Consider the following 21633-nt stretch of genomic DNA (forward strand, 5'->3'; position numbering starts at 1 on the left):
AAAAGGCGTCGAGGCTTAAGCCGGTGCGTCCAGCGTGGCCAGGCGAACCAGTTTCTTGTTGACGAACTCCTGAATGCCCATGTTGCCGAGCTCGCGCCCGTAGCCGGAGTCCTTGATGCCGCCGAACGGCAGTTCGGCATCGGTCCAGTCGATGTTGTTGATGAACATCATGCCGGTGTCAACACGGCTGGCTACTTTTCTGCCACGCTCAAGGTCCTTCGTCCAGACCGAGCCGCCCAGGCCGAAGTCGGAGTCGTTGGCGAGCGCGATGGCCGCGTCCTCATCCTTGACCCGGAAGAAACTGACGACCGGGCCAAAAAACTCATCCCTGAACGCCGGATTGTCGGGCTCGATGTCAGTGAGAATCGTCGTTTGCATGAACGAGCCGGGTCGCTCGATACGCTTGCCGCCCAGCAACAGCGTGGCGCCGTGTGTCACCGCCACGTCCACCTGCGCGATCAGTTGCACCAGAGCAGCCTCGGTGGAGAGCGGGCCATGCGTGGTCTTCTCGTCCATCGGGTCACCCGGCTTCAGGGCAGACAGGGCCAGCGTGAACCTTTCAAGGAATTTGTCGGCAATCGATTCGAGGACGATGAAGCGCTTGGCAGCACAGCAGGTTTGGCCGGCGTTGTACATGCGTCCCCATACGGCCCAGGGAATGGTCTTGTCGAGATCGGCATCGTCGAGCACGATGAAGGCGTCGCTGCCACCGAGTTCCATTGATGATTTTTTCAGGTTTTGCCCGGCGCGTGCGGCAATGCTGCGTCCGGCTGCGACGCTGCCGGTCAGGGCCACACCCTTGACGCGCGGGTCGTCGACGACGCGATCCGATTGTTCGTGCGAGATCAGCAGGTTGGTGTAGGCACCGATCGGCGCACCGGCGTCGATCAGGAGCTTCTCAAAAGCGATGGCACACTGCGGCACGCAGCCCGCGTGCTTGACCACCAGCACGTTGCCCGCCATCAGTTGCGGACCGGCGACGCGGGCCAGCTGGTAGAACGGAAAATTCCAGGGCTCCACGCAAAAAAGTACGCCAAAGGGGCTGCTCTCCATGTGCGCTTCCCCCACCTTCGGATTCAGTTTCACCGGTGCCAGAAAGGTTTCCGCGTGCTGGGCGTAGTAGGCGAGGATGGCTGCGCTGAACTTGACTTCACCGCGGGCCTCATTGATGCGCTTGCCCATCTCCAGTGTTGCCAGTCGGGCGAAATCGTGGACATGGGCCAGCATGAGCGCTGCAGCCTTGTTCAGAATCGCGGCCCGATCAGCGTAGCTGGTCTGCTTCCAGGTCTGGAAGCAGGCCTCGGCGGTAGCGAGCGATTGTTCGAGCTGTGGATTGCTCAGGTGTTCAAAGCTTTTCATAACTTTGCCGTCGTTGGGGTTGACGCTTTGGTAGGTCATGGTTTTCAACTCTCCGGGTTACGTTGGGGGGCGAGGTGGGCTTGATGCGGTGAGCACCAAAGCCGTACGATGCGCGCACACGTAGCGCCCGTCTGTGCATCGTCGCACAGACAGGCTGAAATTCGGCTAAGAAAAGAGTAACTGGCTGTTGGGCATGGACGGCGCTGACACATCCTGGCGTACAACCCCGGCATGACCCCGGTCGCTAGCGCCCGGGCTGTCTTTGGATGGTTAAAGCAGCAAGGAGCCAAAATGGCGCGCAAACGCCTGTGTGGTCTCAGCGCTCATTCGTTGACCGATAAAAATCTCTACGCCGCGTAACAATTTACGCAGTTCGGCCGGGCTGTCACACCGATTGATGGCGTCGCAAATAGGGGCGCCCGAGGCACCCAGTTTGTCGAGGACAAAATCCGACGCTTGCTGGCGCACTTTCTCAAACTCTTGCGGGCTGGTGGCAGGTCGGGGAAGGTCGGTGGCTTCGGCAGCAGCAAAACCCGGTGCGGCGGGTTGCTGCAAGAGCGTGATGTCGTCGGTGAAGGCGATCAATCCTGCCCGCAGCAGGTGATCCAGCACACTGTCCAATTCTCCAACTCGCACAAAAGCGCCCAGATCGTTGACCGTTTTCTTACCGTCCACCACGATCAATACACGCCGTTGCAGGGCACTCAATGAACCGCTGCGCCCGGCAATCTCTGCCCTGCCCTTCTCTGTCTTGATGTATTTCATGCCTGGGTTCATCATCTGTGTCTTGAAATCATGCCGCACGGCGATTATCCGTTGTTCATCTGACGCCACCATGCACGACATCAAACATGCCCTTGCCCTGCTGCAACAGGACGCCCGTCCCGCCGAGCTGACGGGCATGGCACGATTTGGCATCGACATCGACCACCGCCTCGGCTTGTCAATGCCAGCCATGCGCCGTGCCGCCAGGACTCTGGGCCATGATCACGCCCTGGCCATTGCGCTGTGGGACACCGGCATACCCGATGCCCGGATCGTGGCCGGCATGGTGGCCGATCCCGCCAAGTTGACCTCGCGGCAGATGGACGCCTGGGCCAAAAGCTTCACCTCCTGGGATGTTTGCGATCAGGTCTGCGGCAGTGCCTTTCTGGCGTCTCCGTTGGCATGGGGCAAGGTGACGGTGTGGGCTGCACAGAAAGGCGAATTTGTCCGTCGCGCGGCATTCGCCTTACTAGCCACTCTGGCCGTACACGACAAGGCAGCCACTGACGAGCGCTTTGTAGCGGCACTGCCCCTGATCGAGGGCACGGCAGCAGACGAGCGCAACTTCGTGAAAAAAGCGGTGAACTGGGCACTGCGCAACATTGGCAAGCGCAACCTGGTACTCAACGCCGCGGCCATCGCGGCAGCACGGCGTATTCAACAACAAGATACCCGTTCTGCCCGCTGGATTGCAGCCGATGCATTGCGCGAACTCACAAGCGACGCGGTACAAAAACGGTTGCGGGAGTAACGCCGCACGCGGGCGAATGTATCGCTAAATTGCTACGGACGCTCCGAACTGATACCGTTGCTCAGTCGCCAATCAAGGCACGATAAGCACGACGTGTATCAGGCGCCACAGACTCAAGCAGCTGCGCATAGGATGTCTTGTGCCGTGCCAGCATCCGTGCCGAAGCCACGGTTTTGGACCTGCAAAACCAATGGCAGGTGTGCTGCATCAGGAACAGTTCGGCTGACAGGGTGAATGCCTTGGCTTTGTCGGTCTGATTGAGGCTGTTTTTTGCGGCGTTCGTGATCCCTTGCGCATGAATACTCAGCGCCTTGCGCAGGTCAAATGTGGCGTTTGAAAATAGCTTGTCGGCATACGGTACAGACAATGGGAGTTTGCTCACGCGTGCGTCTGCCTCATCAACCCCGGAAAACTCGGCAACGAAACGGTTGAACTGCTCACACAGCTCCATCTCGGCGGTGCTCAACAGGCTCCAGATTTGTGCCCGGCGATCTGGGTCAGGCTCACCCAGCGTTCGCAGATAGCCCTCCGTCAGGCTTTCCATCAGCTTTTCAATCTGGTGTTTGCCGAGGTGGCTCCCCAGCAAGGCAATGCGTCTGTTCTGATCTCTTGACTTGAGCGTGTACGCGCCAGCGGCGGTCAGCATCAGCAGAATAAATATTTCCATGGGGCGTGCGGGAACGATTGAGCAAGGTACGTGAGTGTAGTGTCGCGGGACTGGCAATTGCGGGCGCGCCTTGCTATATTGCATGGCTGGCCAACCGCTTGCTGGTCGCGATACAAAAAGGAGAGAACACATGGCCAAAATTATTGCGATCTACCAGCAGCCTGCTGACGCCGCTGTATTCGACGACTACTACTTCAACAAACATGTGCCGCTGGCCAAGACCATTCCCGGCTTGCGCAGCTATGAGGTCACACGCGGTGATGTGATGGGCATGGCTGGCAAACACGGCGCCTACCTGGTCGCCATCCTGGAGTTTGAATCCATGTCCGCGATTCAGGCGGCCTTGACATCACCGCAAGGGCAGGCGGTGGCCGCCGATCTGGCCAACTTTGCCGGTGCCGGGGTGGACTTGATGATGAGCGAGACGCGGTTGGTCTGACAGACCCGTATCAAATCAAAGCGCCTGCCCCAAGCGTGCAATCCCCTCCTCGATCTTCTCCAGCCCGACCGTCGCGAAGCTCAGTCGCAAAGCAGACAGATCAGGGTCATGGGCAAAGAAGGGCGCGCCAGGCACAAAGGCCACTCCTTTGTCGATGGCGCGTTTGGCAAAGTCGGGGGCCGAGTGGCCCCTGCCCTCAGCGCCCGTGAGTCTGGCCCAGAAAAACATGCCGCCTTGAGGCGCGTTGAACTCAATGGCGCTGCCCAACTCGCGGCGCAAGGATTCGGCCATGACGCGGGCGCGCTCGGCGTAGGTCTTGCGCACCACGGCCAGCGCACCGTCCAGGCGGTTCAAGGTGAGATAGTGCGCAGCAATGGCCTGGGTCAGGTTGCTGGTGTGGGCGTCGCTGAACTGTTTGCACATGGTGGCATTGACCAACAGGGCCGGCGGTGCAATCATCCAGCCGACGCGCAAACCCGGGCTCAGGATTTTGCTGAAAGACCCGCAATGGGCCAGCCAGTCGCGGCTGCCGGGAATACCGTCACTCAGGGCCAGCATGCTCTGCGGCGGTGGCTGGTCAAAATACAGCTCACCGTAGGGATCGTCTTCCACCACCAGCGTCCGGGTGCGCACTGCAATTTCGAGAATGCGCTTGCGCCGCGCCAGGCTGAGCGTGGCGCCGCTGGGGTTGCCGAAGGTGGGGATCAGGTAGACCAGCTTCGGCTTGTGTTCTTCAATGAGTTTTTCGAGCTGGTCCACGTCCACGCCGTCGGCGTCAATCGGCGCGCCGATGATGTGCGCGCCATACAGGCGAAAGCACTGGATGGTGGCCAGAAAGGTGGGCGCCTCCACAATGACTTTGTCGCCGGGCGAGATCATGGTCTTGCCGATCAGATCGAGCGCCTGCTGACTGCCGGTGGTGACGATCAGACCTTCTGGCGTGACGGTCGCACCCTTATTGGCCATGAAACGGCTGATGCCTTCGCGCAAAGGCTGGTAGCCCTCGGTGGCGCCGTACTGCAGCACCGGGCCGGGGCTGTTGGTGAGCACGGCGTTGCTCGATTCCTTGATGCCTTCCGCGTCAAACAACGCCGGGTCGGGAAAACCGCCGGCAAAGCTGATGATGCCGGGCTTGCCCAGCAGCTTGAAGAGTTCACGGATGGCGGAGGTTTCGACGTTTTTCAGGCGATCGGCAAATTGCATGGAAGTCTTTCATTTCCCCCTCAAACAAACGGGGGATAGGTTGCATTAACTTCCTATTATTGTTCAGAGATCGCACGACTGAAGAGCTGGGAACAGGAACGGCCCCGTGGGGCCGTTCCTGTTGTCAGCGATGCAGCTATCCGCGTCTTTACGGGGCCGGTTGTGTCACCGAGTTCTGCTGGAGCGTGACTGCCGTCTGTGCCAGCAGTCGGCCGTTGACCGAGGCGCCCGTTTTCACGGCGATCAGTGTCTTGGCCAGAACGATGCCTTCAAAGTGCGCCGTCGTTCCAATGGACACTTCGCCAGCGGACTGCCAGAAAACATTCTTGGGCAATGCGCCGCCGGCCATGGTCACACGCGTGCCATTGGCCTGGGTAATGCCACCCGCGATCTGGAAGATCCAGACGTCGTTCGGGCCACCTGTAAGCGTGACATCGGTGGAGATCAAGACATCGGTACCCCATTTGTAAAGGCCCGGGGACAGGGTGAGTCCGCCAATCTCGCCCGCGCCCAGATTGACGAAATCAGGGAATGTCCGTCCGGCGGCGTTGGTGTAGGCAATTTCCATGTCGCCTATCGCCGTGGTCAGCAAGGTGGCGTTGGTCACCTTGCAGGGCGGACCGGCCGCATCGACCGAGTAAATCAGCCCGGTCATGACTTCCGGACAGGTCAGGCCGATGGCCGCACCGGTGATCGGGCTGGCCCCCACATCCCCATTGATGGCCGAAGCGTAAACGTCGGTGACACCGGTTTTGGTCAGAATCGCGAACGTACCGGCCGTTCCCAGGCTGACCGGCGCTTGTGCGGCAAATGCGATGGCACTGGTCGTGAAGTGCCAGACAACGGGCACGGCCAAGGCCGTGCCGCCAGCGTTCCTGGCTGCGGTGGTGATCGTAGCGGTATAGCTGGTATTGGTATTGAGTGCGGACCCGCTTGGCGTGAAGCTGGCCACCGTGTTGGCGGCGTTCATGGTGACGGTGCCGGCCACGCTGTTTCCGCTGGTCTCCTTGAGCGTGAAGGTGAGTTGCGTGCCAGCCGGGGACGAGTTGAGCGTTGCCGGATCCATGGGCTCGCTGAAAGTGGCGCTGACCACCGTGCCGGTCACGATGTTGTTGCTGCCATGGGTGCTGGTCGGTATATAGATGGCGTCGTCACTGGGGTTGGTGGAAATCACCGTGGGACCAGCGACTGACGCCAACGCACTTTTGCTTGCGCTTTCCGCCGTGGAGCCGCCATCGCTTGCACCGCCGCATCCGGTGACCAGCGTGGCCAGCAGCAATGCCAAAAGCCACATCAGTGGCTTGAATAAGCTTTCGAGTCTGTACATTTTTTCGTTCTTCATTTGAACCCGCCATAGACGGGTGTAGAGCCGATCCCTTGTGGATGCGGCCATGGATGTTGTGTTCCGGATTTCGCCGTTGATATGCTTCGCGACGATGGGGAGTCCCCAGTCTGGGTTCCGTGTGGAGAACGTCTCTGACGACGAGGTGGTTCTAGGATTTGCTGAACCAGGCGACACGCATGTCGGAGACAATCACGCTGGGTGGGACCTGGTCATTATTGAACTGTCCAATCGTTACAGATGTAATAGATGCGTTACATATGCTGCATTGCAGCGTAACTTCTGCGTTACAAATAGCAGCACAAAATTCCCGGCACATGACGAGCCGGTGACGTGCATCGGAGCATTCAATGGACCTGAATCACAAAATAACTGTTGTGCGGGGCACGAATGGTGCATGAATTGGCTTTGACAGCCCGCGACTGGGTTAAATTCTCGCCGATCGCAAAAAAACAATTACATACAGAACCCATGTCCAGCCTAGATTCGTTCTTTGAGTCAGTCAAGCTCCCCTCCATTCCAGAGGTGGCACACGCCCTGATCAAGACGCTTAACAATCCCGAAGTGTCCTTCATAGAGTTGCGCAACATCATCGCCCAGGACCCGGCCCTGTGCGCCAAGCTATTGCGCCTGGCTAACAGCGCGCAGTTTGGCCTGCCGCGCGGCGTGGGCACGCTGGACGATGCCATGGCCATGGTGGGTCTGTCCAAAATCCGCACCTTGTCCCTGGGTACCTACATGGATGGCGCCTTCCCTGCGCTGCCGGGCCTGAACCGTAACGATTACTGGAAAAACAGCATGGCCTGCGCCGGGTACGCGCAATGGCTGGCTGACTGCCTGCACATGGACACCCAGCAAGCCTGGTTGACCGGCATGATGCTGCGCCTGGGCGAACTGCTGATCGGCCAAGTAGAGCCCAAGACACTGCTGGAAATCGAAAAACTGCCCCACTTGCCGGGCAGCCGCTGGGAACGCGAAAAGCGCCTGGTGGGTTTTACCGAAGGACAAATCACCGCCGAACTGGCCCGCCGCTGGAATTTTCCGATGCAAATTGTGCAGGCCTTGCAGCGTTCCGCAGCCCCGCTGACCGAGCAGGCGTTTTCGCGTCTGGGCGCGGTCGTTCATCTGGCTGCGCTGCTCGCGGACACGCCCTACACCGGCCCTGACATGCTTGACTCCTTGCCCCTGGACGTGGTGGATTCTTTCCAGACGGATGTTCAATGGAGGACGGCCAAGTTTCCGTTGGTCGACTCATTTATTGACATCACTGCACCATGAAGGCCGCAGCGATCGAATCATTTTTCGGCACCCTCAAGGCGGCCAATCCCACGCCCGTGACCGAGCTGGAGTACAGCTCGACGTTTGAGCTGCTGACCGCCGTGCTGCTGTCGGCCCAGGCGACCGACGTCGGCGTGAATAAGGCGACGCGCCGGCTGTTTCCTGTCGCCAATACGCCGCAAAAAATCCTCGATCTCGGTCTGGAGGGCCTGGAGGGCTACATCAAGACCATTGGCCTGTATCGCTCCAAAGCCAAACACCTGATGCAAACCTGCCGGATGCTGGTGGATCAGCATGACGGCGTGGTGCCACGCACGCGCGAGGCACTGGAGGCGCTGCCCGGCGTGGGGCGAAAAACCGCCAATGTCATTCTCAATGTCGCCTTCGGCGAGCCCACCATGGCGGTGGATACGCACCTCTTTCGGGTCGCCAATCGCACCGGTCTGGCACCCGGAAAAACGCCGCTGGAAGTGGAGCACAAACTGCTCAAACGCATCCCGCCCATCTACATGGTGGACGCGCACCATTGGCTGATTCTGCATGGGCGCTATATATGCCAGGCGCGCAAGCCTTTGTGCTGGCAATGCGCGGTCAGCCAATACTGCGACTTCAAACCCAAAACGCCCGCACCGGGTTAAAACCCGCGATCACAATGATTCAAATTGACCCCCGTACGGTCATTCTGTTAGGTGGCGTCCAGAGTGGCTTGATGTCGCTGGTGCTGTACTCGCTCAAACGCAGCTACCCCGCGTCCATCAAGGGCATAGGCGAATGGGCGGCAGCGCTGCTGTTGGTGTTTGTCGGCACCGGGCTGGCTACCGGACACGGCAGACTGCATGACTTCTTCAGTGTCTCGATCGCCCGATTTCTGATCGTGTCGGGGCTCTATCTGGCTTACGTTGGCAGCCAGCGCTTCTTTGGTGTCAAACCCCGCGTACGGGCATGGATGACATTGATCACGGGAGTGGCGCTGATTCAGATGTGGTTCACCTTCGTCCAGCCCAATTACCACGCACGCCTGGCACTGGCCAATATACTGGCCGGTTACCTGTTCGCGGTGCATGCGCTTCTGGTGTTCAAGCAAGGCGCGTCAACCTTTGCCAGGGGGTTGACCCTTGGCGTGCTGGCGGCGATGTCAGCTATCCAGTGGATGCGGCTGGTGACCTCCTTCATCTGGCCGATGGGGCAAGATGTTTTCGAGACGGCACCCCACCACGTGGTTTACGTGACCAGCCTGGTATTCTGCATTTTGCTGCTCTCTGTCAGCATGGTGCTGATGGCCACCGAGCGCTTGCGTACCAAGTTGGAGCACCTCGCCAAGCACGATTCGCTCACCAATGCCCTGACGCGCCGGCACATGAACGAGGCCTGCGCCCAGGAGCTGGAACGCTGCCGCCGCCACGGCCGCAGCATGGCGCTGCTGGTCATGGACCTGGACCATTTCAAGTCGATCAACGACTCCTACGGCCATCAGGCGGGTGATCTGGTCCTGGTCAATTTTGTGAGCATGGTCAATGCCCTGTTGCGCCAGCCTGACCAGTTGGGACGCTTCGGCGGCGAGGAATTTGTGGCGCTCCTGCCGGACACCTCACTGGATGAGGCCATTCTGGTGGCCGAGCGGATTCGCGCAGCCTGCGCCCTGGCCGAGCACCCGCCCGCGTGTACCGTGAGCATTGGCGTCACCACCAACCAAAAAGACAAGGACACGGTGGATACACTGCTCGCCCGTGCCGACGCCGCCATGTACCGCGCCAAGGCTAGCGGACGTAACCGGGTGGAAACGGCCTGATCTGAGCTGATCAGGCCTCGAGTTCACACCAGCCGCCAAAGGCTGGCGCATCCTGCGGCCACTGCGCCGCCTGTTCGATCCGGCGCACGCCCTGCGCCAAGAGCGTTGCGGCCCGTATCACGCCGGCATGGGTGATCCACACCGCATCACGCCCGGTCTGTTGGTTCTCGTCCCAGGCACCGGCCACACGCTGCATGAACTCGTGCACGCTCTCGCGACCACCAAAGCGATGCGCGCCAAAGTCGGCGACCCAGCGGTCAAAGTCGGTTTGTGGAATCGTGTCCCAGCGCCGGCCTTCCCAGCAGCCAAAATCCATCTCAACCAGACGTGCATCTGTTTTATAGATTAAATCGGCCCGTAGCCCACGTAAACAGTGCGCAAGTCGCTCACATCTTTGTAGCGTTGACGAGACCAGCACGAGCCCGGGCGGCAAGGTTTGCGCCAAGGCCTGGGCCGCCTGCAGCGTGGCCTGTGCATCTGCCGCCACATCGGTGGCGCCGTAACAGATGCCGGGTGCGATCAGGGGTTGCGCGTGGCGCACCAACCACAGCTTCACGACATCACAGGCTCAGCGCCAGACCCAGGTAAAACGCCAATTCGCACGCCTGCTGGGTGGCGCCCAGGCAGTCGCCGGTAAAGCCCTGCAAGCGCTTCCAGAACCAGCGCCACATCACAAAAAAAGCAATGCCAGACGCGGCCAGCGCTGTCGCCAGTGAAGTGATCCAGGCCAGGGCATCGTCATCAAACGCTATGAATTCAATAGCTATTAGCGCATGAAACACGAGGGCTAGCGCCGTAAAACACCATATAAATGCGATTAACAAGCTGGTTTTGCTGATCTGATCGGCCAGGGGTTTGGACTTGGACCCTGCCGCATCGCCGACGTGCGGCATCAAACGAATCAGCAGCAGCGGCCAGGTGCGCGACACCACATGCGCCATGAACAAGGCTGGGCACAGCAGCAGGCTGGTGACCGAGCCCAGCAGGGCGAGCAAGGACACTTTGGCCAGCAGCGCCAGCACAACGGCAATGGCGCCGAAAGCGCCGACGCGTGAATCCTTCATGATGATCAGGGCACGCTCCCGGTCCGGGCTGCCGCCCAGCCCGTCGGCCACATCGGCCAGGCCGTCTTCATGGAAGGCGCCGGTGATCAGGATCCCGAACGCCGTTCCCCACACCGCCACCACCAACGGAGAAAACCCGCCATCGGGCAGACCCGCCAACAACAAAGCGCTGAAACCCGCCACCAAGGCGCCCACCAGCCAGCCGACACCGGGAAAATGCGCGGCGCTGGCGCGCAGCATGGCCGGGCTGAAGCCAACCCAATCGGCCAGCCGACCAGTGACGGGAATACGGGTGAAGAACTGGACGGCCAGCAGGTAGTGGCGGAGGAACTGAGTCATGGGGTCAAGGCGTTGGCACCCTCGCCAATTGCTGGGCAAGGTGTGAATTGATGATGGCAGCAGGCTTAAACGGTGCGGGCTTCAGTGGCCGATTTCTCGGACACCCCGGCTGCCTCGAAACTGGCCATGTCACGCAGGATGGCGCAGGCCGATTGCAGCAGCGGCCAAGCCAGCGCGCCGCCCGAGCCTTCGCCCAGACGCAGCCCCAAATCCAGCAACGCCTGCACGCCCAGGTGTTGCAGCATGAACTCGTGGCCGCGCTCGCCGGAGCGGTGCGCGAACACGCAACGTTGCAACACCAGCGGCTGCAGGGCGTGCGCGACCAGCACGGCGGAGGTGGCAATAAAGCCATCCACCACCACCACGCGGCGCTCATGTGCGGCTTGCATCACGGCGCCGACCATGGTGGCGATCTCGAATCCACCGAAGGCGGCCAGCACGTCCAGCGGCGCGGTGGCTTGTGCATGCAAGGCCAGTACTTCGCGCAAGACCGCCGTCTTGCGTTGCACAGCGGGCGCGTCCAGCCCGGTGCCGGCGCCGGTGCAGACTTCAATGTTTAGCCCAGTCAGACGGGCCAGCAAAAGCGACGCAGCCGAGGTGTTGCCAATGCCCATTTCACCCAGCAGCAGCGCATTGCCGGGCAGGCCTTTGATGATCTCTTGTCCGTTGTGCAACGCCTGCTGACACTGCGCGGCGGTCATGGCCGGCTGCACGGAGGAGTCTGCCGTGCCCTGTTCACCACCAGCCACCTTGCGCACCAACAGACCGGGGCGTTGCGTGTCTGCAGGCAGACCGGCCAGAAAGTCGTGCTTCACGCCGCAATCGACCACTGTGAGGCTGATGCCGTTCTGGCGTGCCAGCACGCTCACCGCCGCGCCACCGGCCAGAAAGTTCTCCACCATCTGCCAGCTCACATCGCTGGGAAAGGCCGAGATACCGCGCGCTGTCAGGCCGTGGTCACCGGCAAACACCACCAGCTGAGGTGCATCCAGCGTCGGCGACTCGGTGCCCAGGATTTCGCCCAATTGCAGCGCCAGCGCTTCAAGCCGACCCAGCGAACCCAGCGGTTTGGTTTTGTTGTCGAGTTTGTGCTGTAGCGCTTGGGTCAGCGCGGGGGTGCGGATGTTGCTGAGGGTGGGCAAAGTGTTGGTCATGGTGGGTGATTTGGTGAGGTGAGACAAAAGCGTGCCGAGGTCAAGACCAGGGAAGCTACAGATTCGTCGTTCCGAGCGCAGCGCGGCAATCCACTGGCAAAGCCGTCATTGCGAACACAGTGAAGCAATCCATGCAGTATGGACTGCTGCGCTCCGCTCGCAGTGACGGTGAAGTGGCCATCCCGACAATGAATTCACTGCGGCTATTTCTAGGGATCAAACGATCAAGGCCTGCAAAACGCCAGGCTCGAAATGCTGTTCAATGTAATCGGCCAGGCCGTCAAAGACCGAGTCCAGCGTGGGCACCGGGCCACTCTGGCTGGCGCCGAACAAGGCTTGCAGGGCCGCAGGGTCTTCGAAGAGACCGTGCAGGTACAGACCCAGCACATTGCCGGCGCCGTTCTGCCAGGCCAGGCCGCCGGGCATGACAGCACGCGCCACATCGCCGGCTTTGGCCATGGCGGGATGCTGCTGCGTTTGGCCGTGGTGGATTTCGTAGCCGGCGACCTGGACGCCAACCAATGCGGCCCATGGGTTGCTGCTTGAAGCACGGGGTGGTGATATTCCCGAAACAGCCAGACTGCCGGGCCGCGATATGTCAACGTCAGCCGAAGAATCAGGTCGGGCCATCTCGGCGTCAAAGCGGGCTTGCGTGTGCTGCACGGTTTTATCGGCCTCGAACACCGTCACCAAGGGCAACAGGCCCAGACCGGGCGCGTTGCCGAGGTAGGCGTGTTCGATGCCATGCGGGTCGATCAACGCCTCGCCCAGCATCTGCAGGCCGCCGCAAATGCCCAGCACCGCCCCGCCCTGCCCGGCGTGGCGGGCTATTGCTGCGTCCAGCCCTTGCGCGCGCAGCCAGGCCAGGTCGCCACTGGTGTGTTTGGAGCCGGGCAGGATGATCCAGTCCGTGGTGGGCGACAGGCCCGCTAGCTCGGATGGGCTGCGCACCCATTGCAGGCGCACGCCGGGGATGTTTTTCAGCGGCTGGAACTCATCCAGGTTGCTGATGCGCGGGTAGGCGATGACGGCCACGGTCTTCGTCACCACGCCGGCCGCTGTGCTGCGGTCGTCAAACACACCGTCTTCTTCCGGCAAGCCGTGCTGCCACCACATCGGCAGCGTCGCCACCGTCGGCACGCCGGTGAGGTCCTGCAGCATCTGGGGCGCCGGGGCCAGCAGGCTGGCGTCGCCGCGAAACTTGTTCAGCACGTAGCCCTTGATCAGCGCCCGTTCCTCTTCAGGCAGCAGCGCCCAGGTGCCGTACAAGTGGGCAAAGGCGCCGCCGCGGTCGATGTCGGTGACCAGCAGACAGGCGGCCTGGCAATGCAGGGCCACGCGCATGTTGACGATGTCGCTGCTGTGCAGGTTGATCTCGGCGGGCGAGCCCGCGCCTTCAATCACCACCACGTCGTTCTCGGCGATCAATTCATCAAGCGCCTGGGCGATCACCGGCCAGACGCTGGCGCTGCGGCCGCGCCACGCCATTTTGGACAAGGCTTCGTCCACCTGCCCCATCAACACCACCTGGCTGTGGGTGTCGCGCTCGGGCTTGAGCAAGAGCGGGTTCATGCGCACATCGGGCACCGCGCGGGCGGCCAGGGACTGGAAGTATTGCGCGCTGCCGATTTCGCCGCCGAGTGGAGAGGCCACAGCGCCGGGCCGCCCCAAGCAAGGCACGGCCCCCTCGGGGGGCAGCGCAGCACGCGCAGCGGCAAGCGTGGGGGCAACAACTCTTGCGTTGTTGCTCATGTTCTGGGCCTTGAACGGCGCCACTTTCAGACCCTGACGGGCGTAGTAACGGCACAGGGCCGTGGTCAGCCAGCTTTTGCCGGCGCCGCTGGTGGTGCCGAGCACCATCACGCATTTGGCGGTCATTGGGGCAGGCTCATGTGGTTTTGGCGGGGATCAGTCATCTTTTTGCAGCCGGCGCTAGCCGTCAATCTCGGCCCAGCAATTGGGCGTTTCATAGAGGGTGACCTTGGCCAGTGACAGATGCCTGCCGTAGCGGTCGTGATAGACGTCCTTCAAGATATCGAAGGCAATCTTGGCCAGATTTTCAACCGTGGGGACGCGATCAATAACCACCGTCTTATGGTTCGGCATGCTGTCCAGGAATTCGCGCACCACCGTATCGCGGTCGTAGACGATGAAGGCGTGGTCCCAGAGGTTGACCAGGTACTGGCTTGCCAGCGCCTTGATGTCGCCGAAATCCATGATCATGCCGTTGTCCGACTCGCCCTCTTTTTGGACGACATCGCCGGTCAGGGTGATGAGCAAGGTATAGCGATGCCCATGCAAATTACGGCATTGGCTGTTGTGGTCAGGGATGCGATGCCCGGCATCGAATTCCAGTTTTCGGGTGATGGTGAGCATGGGGGCCTGATGGACTTGGGAAGGGTTATGGGGACTTGGGATCTGGGGTGGCGGGCAGCCGCTTCACCAGTGTCGTTAATGTGTTGTGTTGGCGGCGATGCCTAATTGAGCGCTGGCCACCAATAAGCGCTTATCGCGTGTCCAGAGCATGGAGCCCGGTGTGAGAAGTACCGCAGCCAAAAGGTGTGCATCAATGTAGCCAATACCCAGGCCAAAAAGCCTCTTTCCCCCAATAAAGCCAAGAACTTCTGACTCGGTGGCCACACCAGCTTGCGGCAAGTCCTGCAACGCAACTAGCACCGCGTCACGGTTGCGAAGATTGCCCAAGGCCAACTCTCCGATAACGAAAGGATGGGCCAGCACCTGACTCTCGCCAAGCAGTCGAACCAGCCTTTCATCACGCGCTCGCAAATGATCAATCCAAACAGAGGTATCGACCAAAATCATGCAGGCTCCGTTTGGCGTCTTGGCACATCTTTCAACATCGGCTCAGAACCGCCCAAGAGGGCGAGTCGCTTGGCGCTTTCGCGCTGTATTAAAGCTCGCAGAGCCTCTCGCACCAACGCGGCTTTTTCGGAAACACCGGTTAATGCTTCCGCTTTTGCAAGCAAATCATCATCAAGTGCAATGGTGGTACGCATAGCAATCCCCTTTAATTTAAGCATCAATAGTAGCACCTAACAATGCCATTAACAGTGCCGTCATGGCGTCAATGACCTTGCAATGCCACTGCCAACGCCTCCTGCGCCTGTGGTGCTTGCACGCTCACCCGCACAAAGCCAGGCAAACCGAATGATGCGGTGTCGCGCAGCTTGATGCCGGCGGCGCGGAGTTGGATCAAATTACAGCCCGGCGCTGGTCGGGCGCAAAAAAACGGAGTGTCGCTGGGCAGACAGACCCAGCCCAGACGCTCCAGCAGGGCACTCTGGCGGGCTTTCCAGTCACGCAAAATGTGCAAACTCGCGGCCAGCCAGACCTGCACCTCGGGCTGTACCCAAGCCTGCAGCATCGCCACGCCATGGGCGCCCACCGGCCACGAAGCGCACAGGCGCTCCAGCGCAGCCACACTGTCACTCGCGCCCTGCGGCGCGATGGCGTAGGCAGCGCGCACGCCGGTTAAGCCGAGCGCTTTGTTGGGTGTCCACAGCTGCCAGACTTGCGCCAGCTGGGTGTCGCCCAAAGTTGGCGTGCCACTCAAACGCAGCGGTTCGTAAGCTCGGTCCAGCACCAGCGGCGCGGGTAGAACATCTGCCAGTCCTTGGGCAAGTTCAGGGCGAACGGTCATAGAGCGTGTGTCAGTGCTGGGGGCTGCCTCGGTGAGCCAACACGGCCACCGTGCGTGCAAGCCACCCAGCGGACTCGACGGCTCACAGGCCCACACCAGTTGGGCCGCATCGGGCTGCGTTGTCTGACCCAGACCCCAGGCCTGCGCGGCCTGCCCGTAGTCGCCATAGCTGTGCGGCGGCAGGCACACCTTGCCCCTATTGGCCTTGCCCGTTTTTGCGTCCTGCTGCGCAACCCACGCCGTGACGCGAAAGATGAACTCGCTGGCGCTGCCGGCCAACAGTACGCGCGACGTCTCCACGCCATGAAAAACCGCCAACTGCTGGCGCAGCGTTGCGTAACTGGCATCGGGGTAGTGCGCGGCGTCGGCCTGTTGCACCGCACTCAAGGCAATGGGGCACGGACCACAGGCATTGCTGTTGGTGGAAAAATCAAAACGCGGCACACCCAGTGCGTCGGGGCCGCCGTGAATGCGCTGCAACGTCATGCCCAGCCTCTTATCACTACAAATAACATAGCGGCTTGCGCGATGAATAAGAGGGCCACAAGCGATTTTGATGCATAAGAAATGGCGTTTTGCGTGTCCTGCGCCTGCGGCAAACGGCCTGCCGGATTGAGGGCATAAACGCCCGGTTTGTGCAGACAAACACCCAGCACCAGCGCCATAGCCGCCATCGGCCAGCCGCTGTTGGGCGACGGCGTGCGTGCCGCCTCTTGCGGCAGGAGGGCCATGACGAAGGCTGCATCCGCGCCGCTCTGGTCTGTGCTTGCGACGGCGATGGGCTGCGGCTGATTGCTGGCCAGGCTCTGCATCCAGCACACCACGACCAGTAAATAAGCGGTGATGCGCGCCGGCAGCCAGGACAACACGTCATCGGCCCGCGCCGCCCACTTGCCGGCCCATTCCCAGTTCTGGCCTTTGTAGACACCGTGGTAGCCCCACATGGCGTCGGCGGTATTCGCAAAACGGTACAGGGCCGCGCCGGGCAGGCCCAGTAACACGAACCAGAAAATGGGCGCCACCACCGAGTCGTTGAGGTTTTCCGCCAGCGTCTCGATGGCACTCTCGCGTACCTGGGTTTCGGTCAATTGCGTCACATCGCGGCTGACCAGCCAGCGCAGGCGTTCACGTCCGGCCGCCAGCGAACCACCGCACTCGGAGTCCAAGGCATTTTCAACCGCCAGCACTTCACTCTTGAGCATCGCCCACGCCAGCATAGGTTTGAGCAAAAGTCCCAGCAGCAGTGCTGCCAGCAAGCCGCCCGGCACCGGCCCCAGCCACTGGGGCAAGGCCATCACACCGTGCTGCAGTATCCAGGCTACTACTAAAACAATAGCTGCCCCCGCAATCCAGTAAAGGGCTCCGAGCCAAAAAATCTTGAAATCTGAGGTCAACCGCAGCGAGCTGGGTGCAGGCACTTGTTGGCCAGAAGTCTGTGACTCCTGCCGGGCCACGCGCTGCAAATGCTGGCCCACCCAGCCCAGGTAGTTCCCCATCCACACCACAGGATGCAAGCGCGCACGCGGCTCGCCCCACCAGCGGTCAAGCGCCAGTGCTACCAGCAGGGCCAAGGCGTTCACCCCAGCGTCCCCAGCGGCAGGTCGTCATGGCACCCACTGGCCTCGGCAGCGCGCAGCGGTTGGCCCCAGGCGTCTTCAAATATCAAGTCATCCAGCGCGCAACGCTTCGCCCAGCGTTCCTGCTGCAGCATGGGCTCGTCATAAAAAGCTTGCACCGGCCCGATGCACAACAGGGCAATAGGCTCGGCGCCGGGCGGCATGTGCAGCAGAGACGCAACGGCAACGGGGTCGAACAGGGACACCCAGCCTACGCCCAGCCCCTCGGCACGGGCCGCCAGCCACAGGTTCTGGATCGCGCAGGCGGCAGAGGCCAGGTCCATTTGCGGCAGCGTGCGGCGGCCAAAGACATGCTTTTCGCGCCCGTCGGCCAGCGCTACCACCCACAGCTCGGCCGCTTCGCGCAGGCCCTCGACCTTGAGCCGCATGAAGGCTTCTTCGCGCTCGCCCAGCGCCTGGGCAGTCAAGACCCGCTCCTGCTCGACCAACGCATGCAACTGGGTACGCAGGGTGCTTGATGCCACGCGCACAAAGCGCCAGGGCTGCATGAAGCCGACGCTGGGAGCGTGGTGCGCGGCGGTAAGCAGGCGCCGCATCAGCTCGGGCGCCACCGTGCCACCGGCGAAGTGACGCATGTCGCGCCGCTCGAAGATGGCCCGGTATACCGCTTCGCGCTCGGCGGCGGAAAAAGCCATGTTGGCGGCCTTGTCTGGTGCGGCGTCCGGAGCCGGGCCTTCCAGATTGGCGTTGGCTGGAAGCGTGGAGGTCATGGGGCCTCAGTCCTCGATGCCGCGCTGGGCCGGAATGCCCGCGTTAAACGCATGTTTGACCTTGCTCATCTCGGTCACCGTGTCGGCCAGTTCGATGAGCTCGGGCGGGCAGCGCCGGCCGGTGAGCACCACATGCACCTGGCTGGGACGTTCGCGCAGGGTTTGCAGCACATCGTCCAGCGGCAGCCAGCCGTAAATCAGCGGGTAGGTCAGCTCATCAAGTATCACCATGAAGTAGTCGCCGCTCAAAATGGCCGCTTTGGCCTTTTGCCAGCCGTCGCGCGCCAGTTGCGCCGAGTGTTCCAGGTCCTGACTCTTCCAGCTGAAACCGTCGCCCAATCCTTCGATGGCAATGCCGATCTGCTCGAACATGCGGTGTTCGCCAAAGCGGGCGCTGGGCACTTTCATGAACTGGAAAATCTTGACCGCCTTGCCGCGCCCGTGCGCCCGCAGCGCCAGCCCGAAGGCGGCGGTGCTTTTGCCTTTGCCGTCGCCGGTGTTGACGATGACGATGCCGCGGCGCTCGCCCTCGGGTTTCTCGTAGGGCTTTTCAGAGGGCGGGGTTTCAATGTGCATGGTAGTCAGGACTCAGTTGTACGGTTTCGCCAATGATGAGCAGGCCGGGCTGCGCGCCATAGGCTGGCGCCTGGGCGACCAGGTCGCTCAAGCCGGTGGCGATGACGGTTTGCGTCGCCCGCGTGCCGTCGCGCACGATGGCGGCTGGCGTGTCAGGCGGCAAACCGTGCGCAATCAGCTGCTGCGCGATTTGCGCCAGGCGCTGAACCCCCATATAAAAGACGCGGGTTTGGCCGGGCCGGGCCAGCGCCGCCCAATCCGTCGGCGTCTTGTCGTCCGCCAGATGGCCCGGCAAAAAGACGCAGCTGCTGGCCAGGTCACGGTGGGTCAAGGGAATGCCAGCCGCCGCCGAGCAGCCGCTGGCAGCGGTGACGCCGGGCACGACTTCAAAGCTGATGCCGGCCGCCTGCAGCGCTTGCACTTCTTCGCCCCCGCGTCCAAACACATAGGGGTCGCCGCCCTTGAGCCGGACCACGCGCTTGCCCAACTGCGCTTGCTGGACCAGCAGCGCGTGGATGCCCTCTTGCGGCACGGAGTGATTGCCCAAAGCCTTGCCGACGTATAGGCGCAGGGCCGTCGACGGAATCTGCGCCAGCACTTCCGGCGTGATCAGGCGGTCATGCACCACCACCTCGGCCCGCTGCAGCCGGTCGAGCGCGCGCAGGGTCATCAAATCGACCGGGCCGGGGCCGGCGCCGACGATGGACACAAAGCCCTGTCCGCTGTGAACATCCGCCTCAAGCATCGCAGCCTCCTGGTCCCTGGTGAAAAACGAGATCAGCCACCGGCGTGCCGCCGACCAGATGCTGCTCGATGATGCGGTCCATATTGGCGGGGGTCACGTCGTAGTACCAGGTGCCGTCGGGTTGCACGCACATCACTGGCCCGCCCTTGCAGGCGGCGAAACAACCGACGCGGCTGCGTTTGACGCGCAGCTCGCCGTCATGCACACCGGCCGCCTTGAACTTGTCGCCCAGGCTGTCAAACAGCGCTTGCGAGGCGCCATCCTGCGTGCAACGCGGGCCGGTGCAGATCAGCAAATGGCGCTTGTAGGCCCCAATCTTCGGTTTTTCGACGGCACTCATTCTTCGGATTCCTCCACGCTGACAGCTTCCTCCTCGACCGGCGCGGTCAACACCATCTCGATGTAGTCGGCAGGCAGTTTGTGGCGTAGCGCCAGCGCGGCAACCGTTTCACCTTCGGCATGGTCGATGCGCAGATTTTCCGTCCAGCCCAACAGGCCGGTGGACAGTGAACGCCCGCGTTTTTCGCCTTCACGCGTGCTGCCGTCGCCGTGCAATTCGTACTTGTTGGCGTAACCGCGCGGCGTGACCATCAGGCCATGGCGCACGAAGGTGTGGCTGTTGCCGATCAGCACCGTGGTCAGCATGCCGATGTCGCACTCGCTCATGTGGTCTAAGGTCGTGAACTCAATGCGTTCCCGGCGCCGGTAGGCCGACTTGACCACCGCCACCGGCGTGTCGGGACGGCGATGGCGCAAAAACAGCTGTTGCGCCTGCACGATCTGCTGCGTGCGGCGCCCGCTCTTGGGGTTGTACAGCGCAACCACAAAGTCGGCGGCGGCCACGGCGTCCAGACGACGCGCAATCACCGGCCAGGGCGTCAGCAGGTCGGACAGCGAGATCGAGCAGAAGTCGTGCGTCAGCGGTGCCCCCACCAGCGCGGCGCAGGCGTTGATGGCCGAGGCACCGGGGATCACCTCGACTTCGACATCGGACTCGGGCGTCCAGCCGGCCTGGAACAGCACCTCGTAGGTCGGCCCGGCCATGCCGTAGACACCGGCGTCGCCACTGGAGATCAGCGCCACTTTTTTGCCTTCGCGGGCGCTGGCCAGCGCGTGCACCGCGCGGTCCAGCTCCTCGGTCATGCCCTTGCGCACCACCTCCTTGCCCTCCAGCAGGTCGGCCACCAGCTTGATGTAGGTGACATAACCCACCACCACATCGGCCTCGGCAATGGCGGCGCGCGCCCGGTGCGTCATGTGATCAACGCTGCCCGGGCCAATGCCCACCAGCATGATCTTGCCTGCGGCGCTGCTCATGAGGTCAGGCCGGCAGAAGCTGCCGTCACCGGCTTGGCGCGCTCGAACGTTGCAGCCAGCACCGGGCGCAGCCAGCGCTGAAACGCGGCGCCACAGGCCAGGCCGGTCGTTGCCCAGAAAGACAGCGATACCCAGGTCGTAGCCCAAATAAACTGCGCACCGAGCTCGCGCAACTGCAGCTGCGCCGCGCCGCTAAAACCGGCCAGCGGGTCGGCTGTGATGTGCGGCGCACCGACGACAAAAGGCAAAGCCAGCCAGGCCACCGCAGCCGCCCAGCGCAGCGGGCTGCGCAAGCCGGCCAGCGACGTGCATGCCAGTGCGGCGCTGCCTGCAGCCAGTACCCACCAGCCCTGACGCGAACCTAAACGAGCCGCATCCATGCCCGGAATCTCGGCGTGCAGACCTAACGATGGCCAGAAATGAAAGCTGAGCCAACCAGCGACGGCCACCAGCAAACCCAGGGGCAACGAACGCAGCGCCGTGCCGCGCCACAGGCAGACACCCATCACGGCAAACACCAGCAGCGCCATGCTGAAGGCATGCAGGACATTGGCCGTCCAGGTCCAGAACATGCGCTCGGCACCATCAGCCGGTGCCCATTCCTCGGCTGCGCCATGCTCATGCGCTTGTTCTGTCGCCAGCCCTTCGGCATGGACATGCGGCGCTGCGGCAACCGGGGCTGCCGGCGCCTCGATTTTTTGTCCCTCATAGACCTCGGCCGCAAGAATAATGGGCACCGCTTGCCACTGCTGCACGCCCGACTGCACGCTACCGACCACCACGGCCGCGGCCAAACCGGCCCAAATCAATCGTTGAAAAATCATGGCTGGCTCCTGC

The 21633-nt window shown here is 62.0% G+C and carries 25 protein-coding genes; 5 read left to right on the forward strand and 20 right to left on the reverse strand.

What is annotated here, in order from left to right; all coding sequences use genetic code 11:
* Positions 1-15 precede the first annotated feature (15 nt).
* Entirely contained in the window at positions 16-1398 is a 1383-nt protein-coding gene (locus C5P05_RS04860; RefSeq protein ID WP_114968734.1) for an NAD-dependent succinate-semialdehyde dehydrogenase, read from the reverse strand.
* Positions 1399-1629: 231 nt separating this feature from the next.
* Positions 1630-2124 (reverse strand): hypothetical protein, encoded by a 495-nt coding sequence (locus C5P05_RS04865; RefSeq protein ID WP_157979223.1) that lies wholly within the window; start codon positions 2122-2124, stop codon positions 1630-1632.
* A gap of 70 nt (positions 2125-2194) precedes the next feature.
* Between C5P05_RS04865 and C5P05_RS04870 the strand changes: the two genes are divergently transcribed.
* Complete coding sequence (locus C5P05_RS04870; RefSeq protein ID WP_114968736.1) at positions 2195-2875, forward strand: DNA alkylation repair protein; 681 nt, start codon at positions 2195-2197, stop codon at positions 2873-2875.
* Positions 2876-2936: 61 nt separating this feature from the next.
* Here C5P05_RS04870 and C5P05_RS04875 read toward each other — a convergent pair whose 3' ends face one another.
* The gene (locus C5P05_RS04875) at positions 2937-3542 is read right to left on the reverse strand and encodes a hypothetical protein (RefSeq protein ID WP_114968737.1); all 606 of its coding nucleotides are present in this window, start codon (positions 3540-3542) and stop codon (positions 2937-2939) included.
* Positions 3543-3672: 130 nt separating this feature from the next.
* Here C5P05_RS04875 and C5P05_RS04880 point away from each other — a divergent pair, with 130 nt between their 5' ends.
* Positions 3673-3981 (forward strand): EthD family reductase, encoded by a 309-nt coding sequence (locus C5P05_RS04880; protein ID WP_114968738.1) that lies wholly within the window; start codon positions 3673-3675, stop codon positions 3979-3981.
* A 15-nt stretch (positions 3982-3996) separates the two neighbouring features.
* Here the strand turns inward: C5P05_RS04880 and C5P05_RS04885 are convergent, their stop codons facing one another.
* The gene (locus C5P05_RS04885) at positions 3997-5184 is read right to left on the reverse strand and encodes a PLP-dependent aminotransferase family protein (protein ID WP_114968739.1); all 1188 of its coding nucleotides are present in this window, start codon (positions 5182-5184) and stop codon (positions 3997-3999) included.
* A gap of 148 nt (positions 5185-5332) precedes the next feature.
* A complete protein-coding gene (locus C5P05_RS33990) occupies positions 5333-6511 on the reverse strand; it encodes an ice-binding family protein (protein ID WP_198674627.1) in 1179 nt (392 codons plus the stop codon).
* 486 nt (positions 6512-6997) lie between these two features.
* Between C5P05_RS33990 and C5P05_RS04895 the strand changes: the two genes are divergently transcribed.
* The 3 genes from C5P05_RS04895 to C5P05_RS04905 are packed head-to-tail and all read left to right on the forward strand — an operon-like array spanning position 6998 to position 9593.
* On the forward strand, positions 6998-7804 hold the full coding sequence (locus C5P05_RS04895) for an HDOD domain-containing protein (RefSeq protein ID WP_114968833.1): 807 nt from the start codon (positions 6998-7000) through the stop codon (positions 7802-7804).
* Positions 7801-8442, forward strand: coding sequence for an endonuclease III (nth, locus tag C5P05_RS04900; protein ID WP_114968740.1), 642 nt, complete (start codon positions 7801-7803; stop codon positions 8440-8442). The genes C5P05_RS04895 and nth overlap by 4 nt, the downstream gene beginning before the upstream one ends.
* A 14-nt stretch (positions 8443-8456) precedes the next feature.
* Complete coding sequence (locus C5P05_RS04905) at positions 8457-9593, forward strand: GGDEF domain-containing protein (RefSeq protein ID WP_114968741.1); 1137 nt, start codon at positions 8457-8459, stop codon at positions 9591-9593.
* Between the two features lie 10 nt (positions 9594-9603).
* On the opposite strand, the gene C5P05_RS04910 is transcribed toward C5P05_RS04905, so the two are convergent.
* The 15 genes from C5P05_RS04910 to C5P05_RS04980 form a co-directional block, all read right to left on the reverse strand.
* A complete protein-coding gene (locus C5P05_RS04910; protein WP_114968742.1) occupies positions 9604-10149 on the reverse strand; it encodes a histidine phosphatase family protein in 546 nt (181 codons plus the stop codon).
* Between the two features lie 4 nt (positions 10150-10153).
* Complete coding sequence (locus C5P05_RS04915) at positions 10154-10996, reverse strand: adenosylcobinamide-GDP ribazoletransferase (protein WP_114968743.1); 843 nt, start codon at positions 10994-10996, stop codon at positions 10154-10156.
* A gap of 65 nt (positions 10997-11061) precedes the next feature.
* The gene (cobT, locus tag C5P05_RS04920) at positions 11062-12150 is read right to left on the reverse strand and encodes a nicotinate-nucleotide--dimethylbenzimidazole phosphoribosyltransferase (protein WP_114968744.1); all 1089 of its coding nucleotides are present in this window, start codon (positions 12148-12150) and stop codon (positions 11062-11064) included.
* 216 nt (positions 12151-12366) lie between these two features.
* Positions 12367-14028, reverse strand: a complete 1662-nt coding sequence (locus C5P05_RS04925; RefSeq protein ID WP_114968745.1) for a cobyric acid synthase — start codon at positions 14026-14028, stop codon at positions 12367-12369.
* A gap of 54 nt (positions 14029-14082) precedes the next feature.
* Positions 14083-14526 carry a 6-carboxytetrahydropterin synthase QueD gene (gene queD, locus C5P05_RS04930; protein ID WP_114968746.1) on the reverse strand — a complete coding sequence of 148 codons (444 nt, stop codon included), beginning with the start codon at positions 14524-14526 and terminating at the stop codon, positions 14083-14085.
* Positions 14527-14601: 75 nt separating this feature from the next.
* A complete protein-coding gene (locus C5P05_RS04935; RefSeq protein WP_114968747.1) occupies positions 14602-14973 on the reverse strand; it encodes a type II toxin-antitoxin system VapC family toxin in 372 nt (123 codons plus the stop codon).
* Positions 14970-15167 (reverse strand): type II toxin-antitoxin system VapB family antitoxin, encoded by a 198-nt coding sequence (locus tag C5P05_RS04940; protein WP_114968834.1) that lies wholly within the window; start codon positions 15165-15167, stop codon positions 14970-14972. Before C5P05_RS04940 ends, C5P05_RS04935 begins: the two co-directional genes overlap by 4 nt.
* Before the next feature lie 68 nt (positions 15168-15235).
* The gene (locus C5P05_RS04945; RefSeq protein ID WP_114968748.1) at positions 15236-16297 is read right to left on the reverse strand and encodes an aminotransferase class I/II-fold pyridoxal phosphate-dependent enzyme; all 1062 of its coding nucleotides are present in this window, start codon (positions 16295-16297) and stop codon (positions 15236-15238) included.
* A complete protein-coding gene (cbiB, locus tag C5P05_RS04950; protein ID WP_114968749.1) occupies positions 16294-17391 on the reverse strand; it encodes an adenosylcobinamide-phosphate synthase CbiB in 1098 nt (365 codons plus the stop codon). Before cbiB ends, C5P05_RS04945 begins: the two co-directional genes overlap by 4 nt.
* Positions 17388-18083, reverse strand: a complete 696-nt coding sequence (gene bluB / locus C5P05_RS04955; RefSeq protein ID WP_114968835.1) for a 5,6-dimethylbenzimidazole synthase — start codon at positions 18081-18083, stop codon at positions 17388-17390. Before bluB ends, cbiB begins: the two co-directional genes overlap by 4 nt.
* 81 nt (positions 18084-18164) lie before the next feature.
* On the reverse strand, positions 18165-18734 hold the full coding sequence (gene cobO / locus C5P05_RS04960; RefSeq protein ID WP_114968750.1) for a cob(I)yrinic acid a,c-diamide adenosyltransferase: 570 nt from the start codon (positions 18732-18734) through the stop codon (positions 18165-18167).
* Positions 18724-19479 (reverse strand): uroporphyrinogen-III C-methyltransferase, encoded by a 756-nt coding sequence (cobA, locus tag C5P05_RS04965; RefSeq protein ID WP_114968751.1) that lies wholly within the window; start codon positions 19477-19479, stop codon positions 18724-18726. Before cobA ends, cobO begins: the two co-directional genes overlap by 11 nt.
* Positions 19472-19819, reverse strand: a complete 348-nt coding sequence (locus C5P05_RS04970) for a (2Fe-2S) ferredoxin domain-containing protein (RefSeq protein ID WP_114968752.1) — start codon at positions 19817-19819, stop codon at positions 19472-19474. The genes cobA and C5P05_RS04970 overlap by 8 nt, the downstream gene beginning before the upstream one ends.
* A complete protein-coding gene (gene cobJ / locus C5P05_RS04975) occupies positions 19816-20796 on the reverse strand; it encodes a precorrin-3B C(17)-methyltransferase (RefSeq protein WP_114968753.1) in 981 nt (326 codons plus the stop codon). The genes C5P05_RS04970 and cobJ overlap by 4 nt, the downstream gene beginning before the upstream one ends.
* Positions 20793-21620, reverse strand: coding sequence for a CbtA family protein (locus tag C5P05_RS04980; protein ID WP_114968754.1), 828 nt, complete (start codon positions 21618-21620; stop codon positions 20793-20795). The genes cobJ and C5P05_RS04980 overlap by 4 nt, the downstream gene beginning before the upstream one ends.
* Between the last annotated feature and the right edge of the window lie 13 nt (positions 21621-21633).

The sequence above is a fragment of the Rhodoferax ferrireducens genome, assembly GCF_003347515.1.
Taxonomy (GTDB): domain Bacteria; phylum Pseudomonadota; class Gammaproteobacteria; order Burkholderiales; family Burkholderiaceae_C; genus Rhodoferax.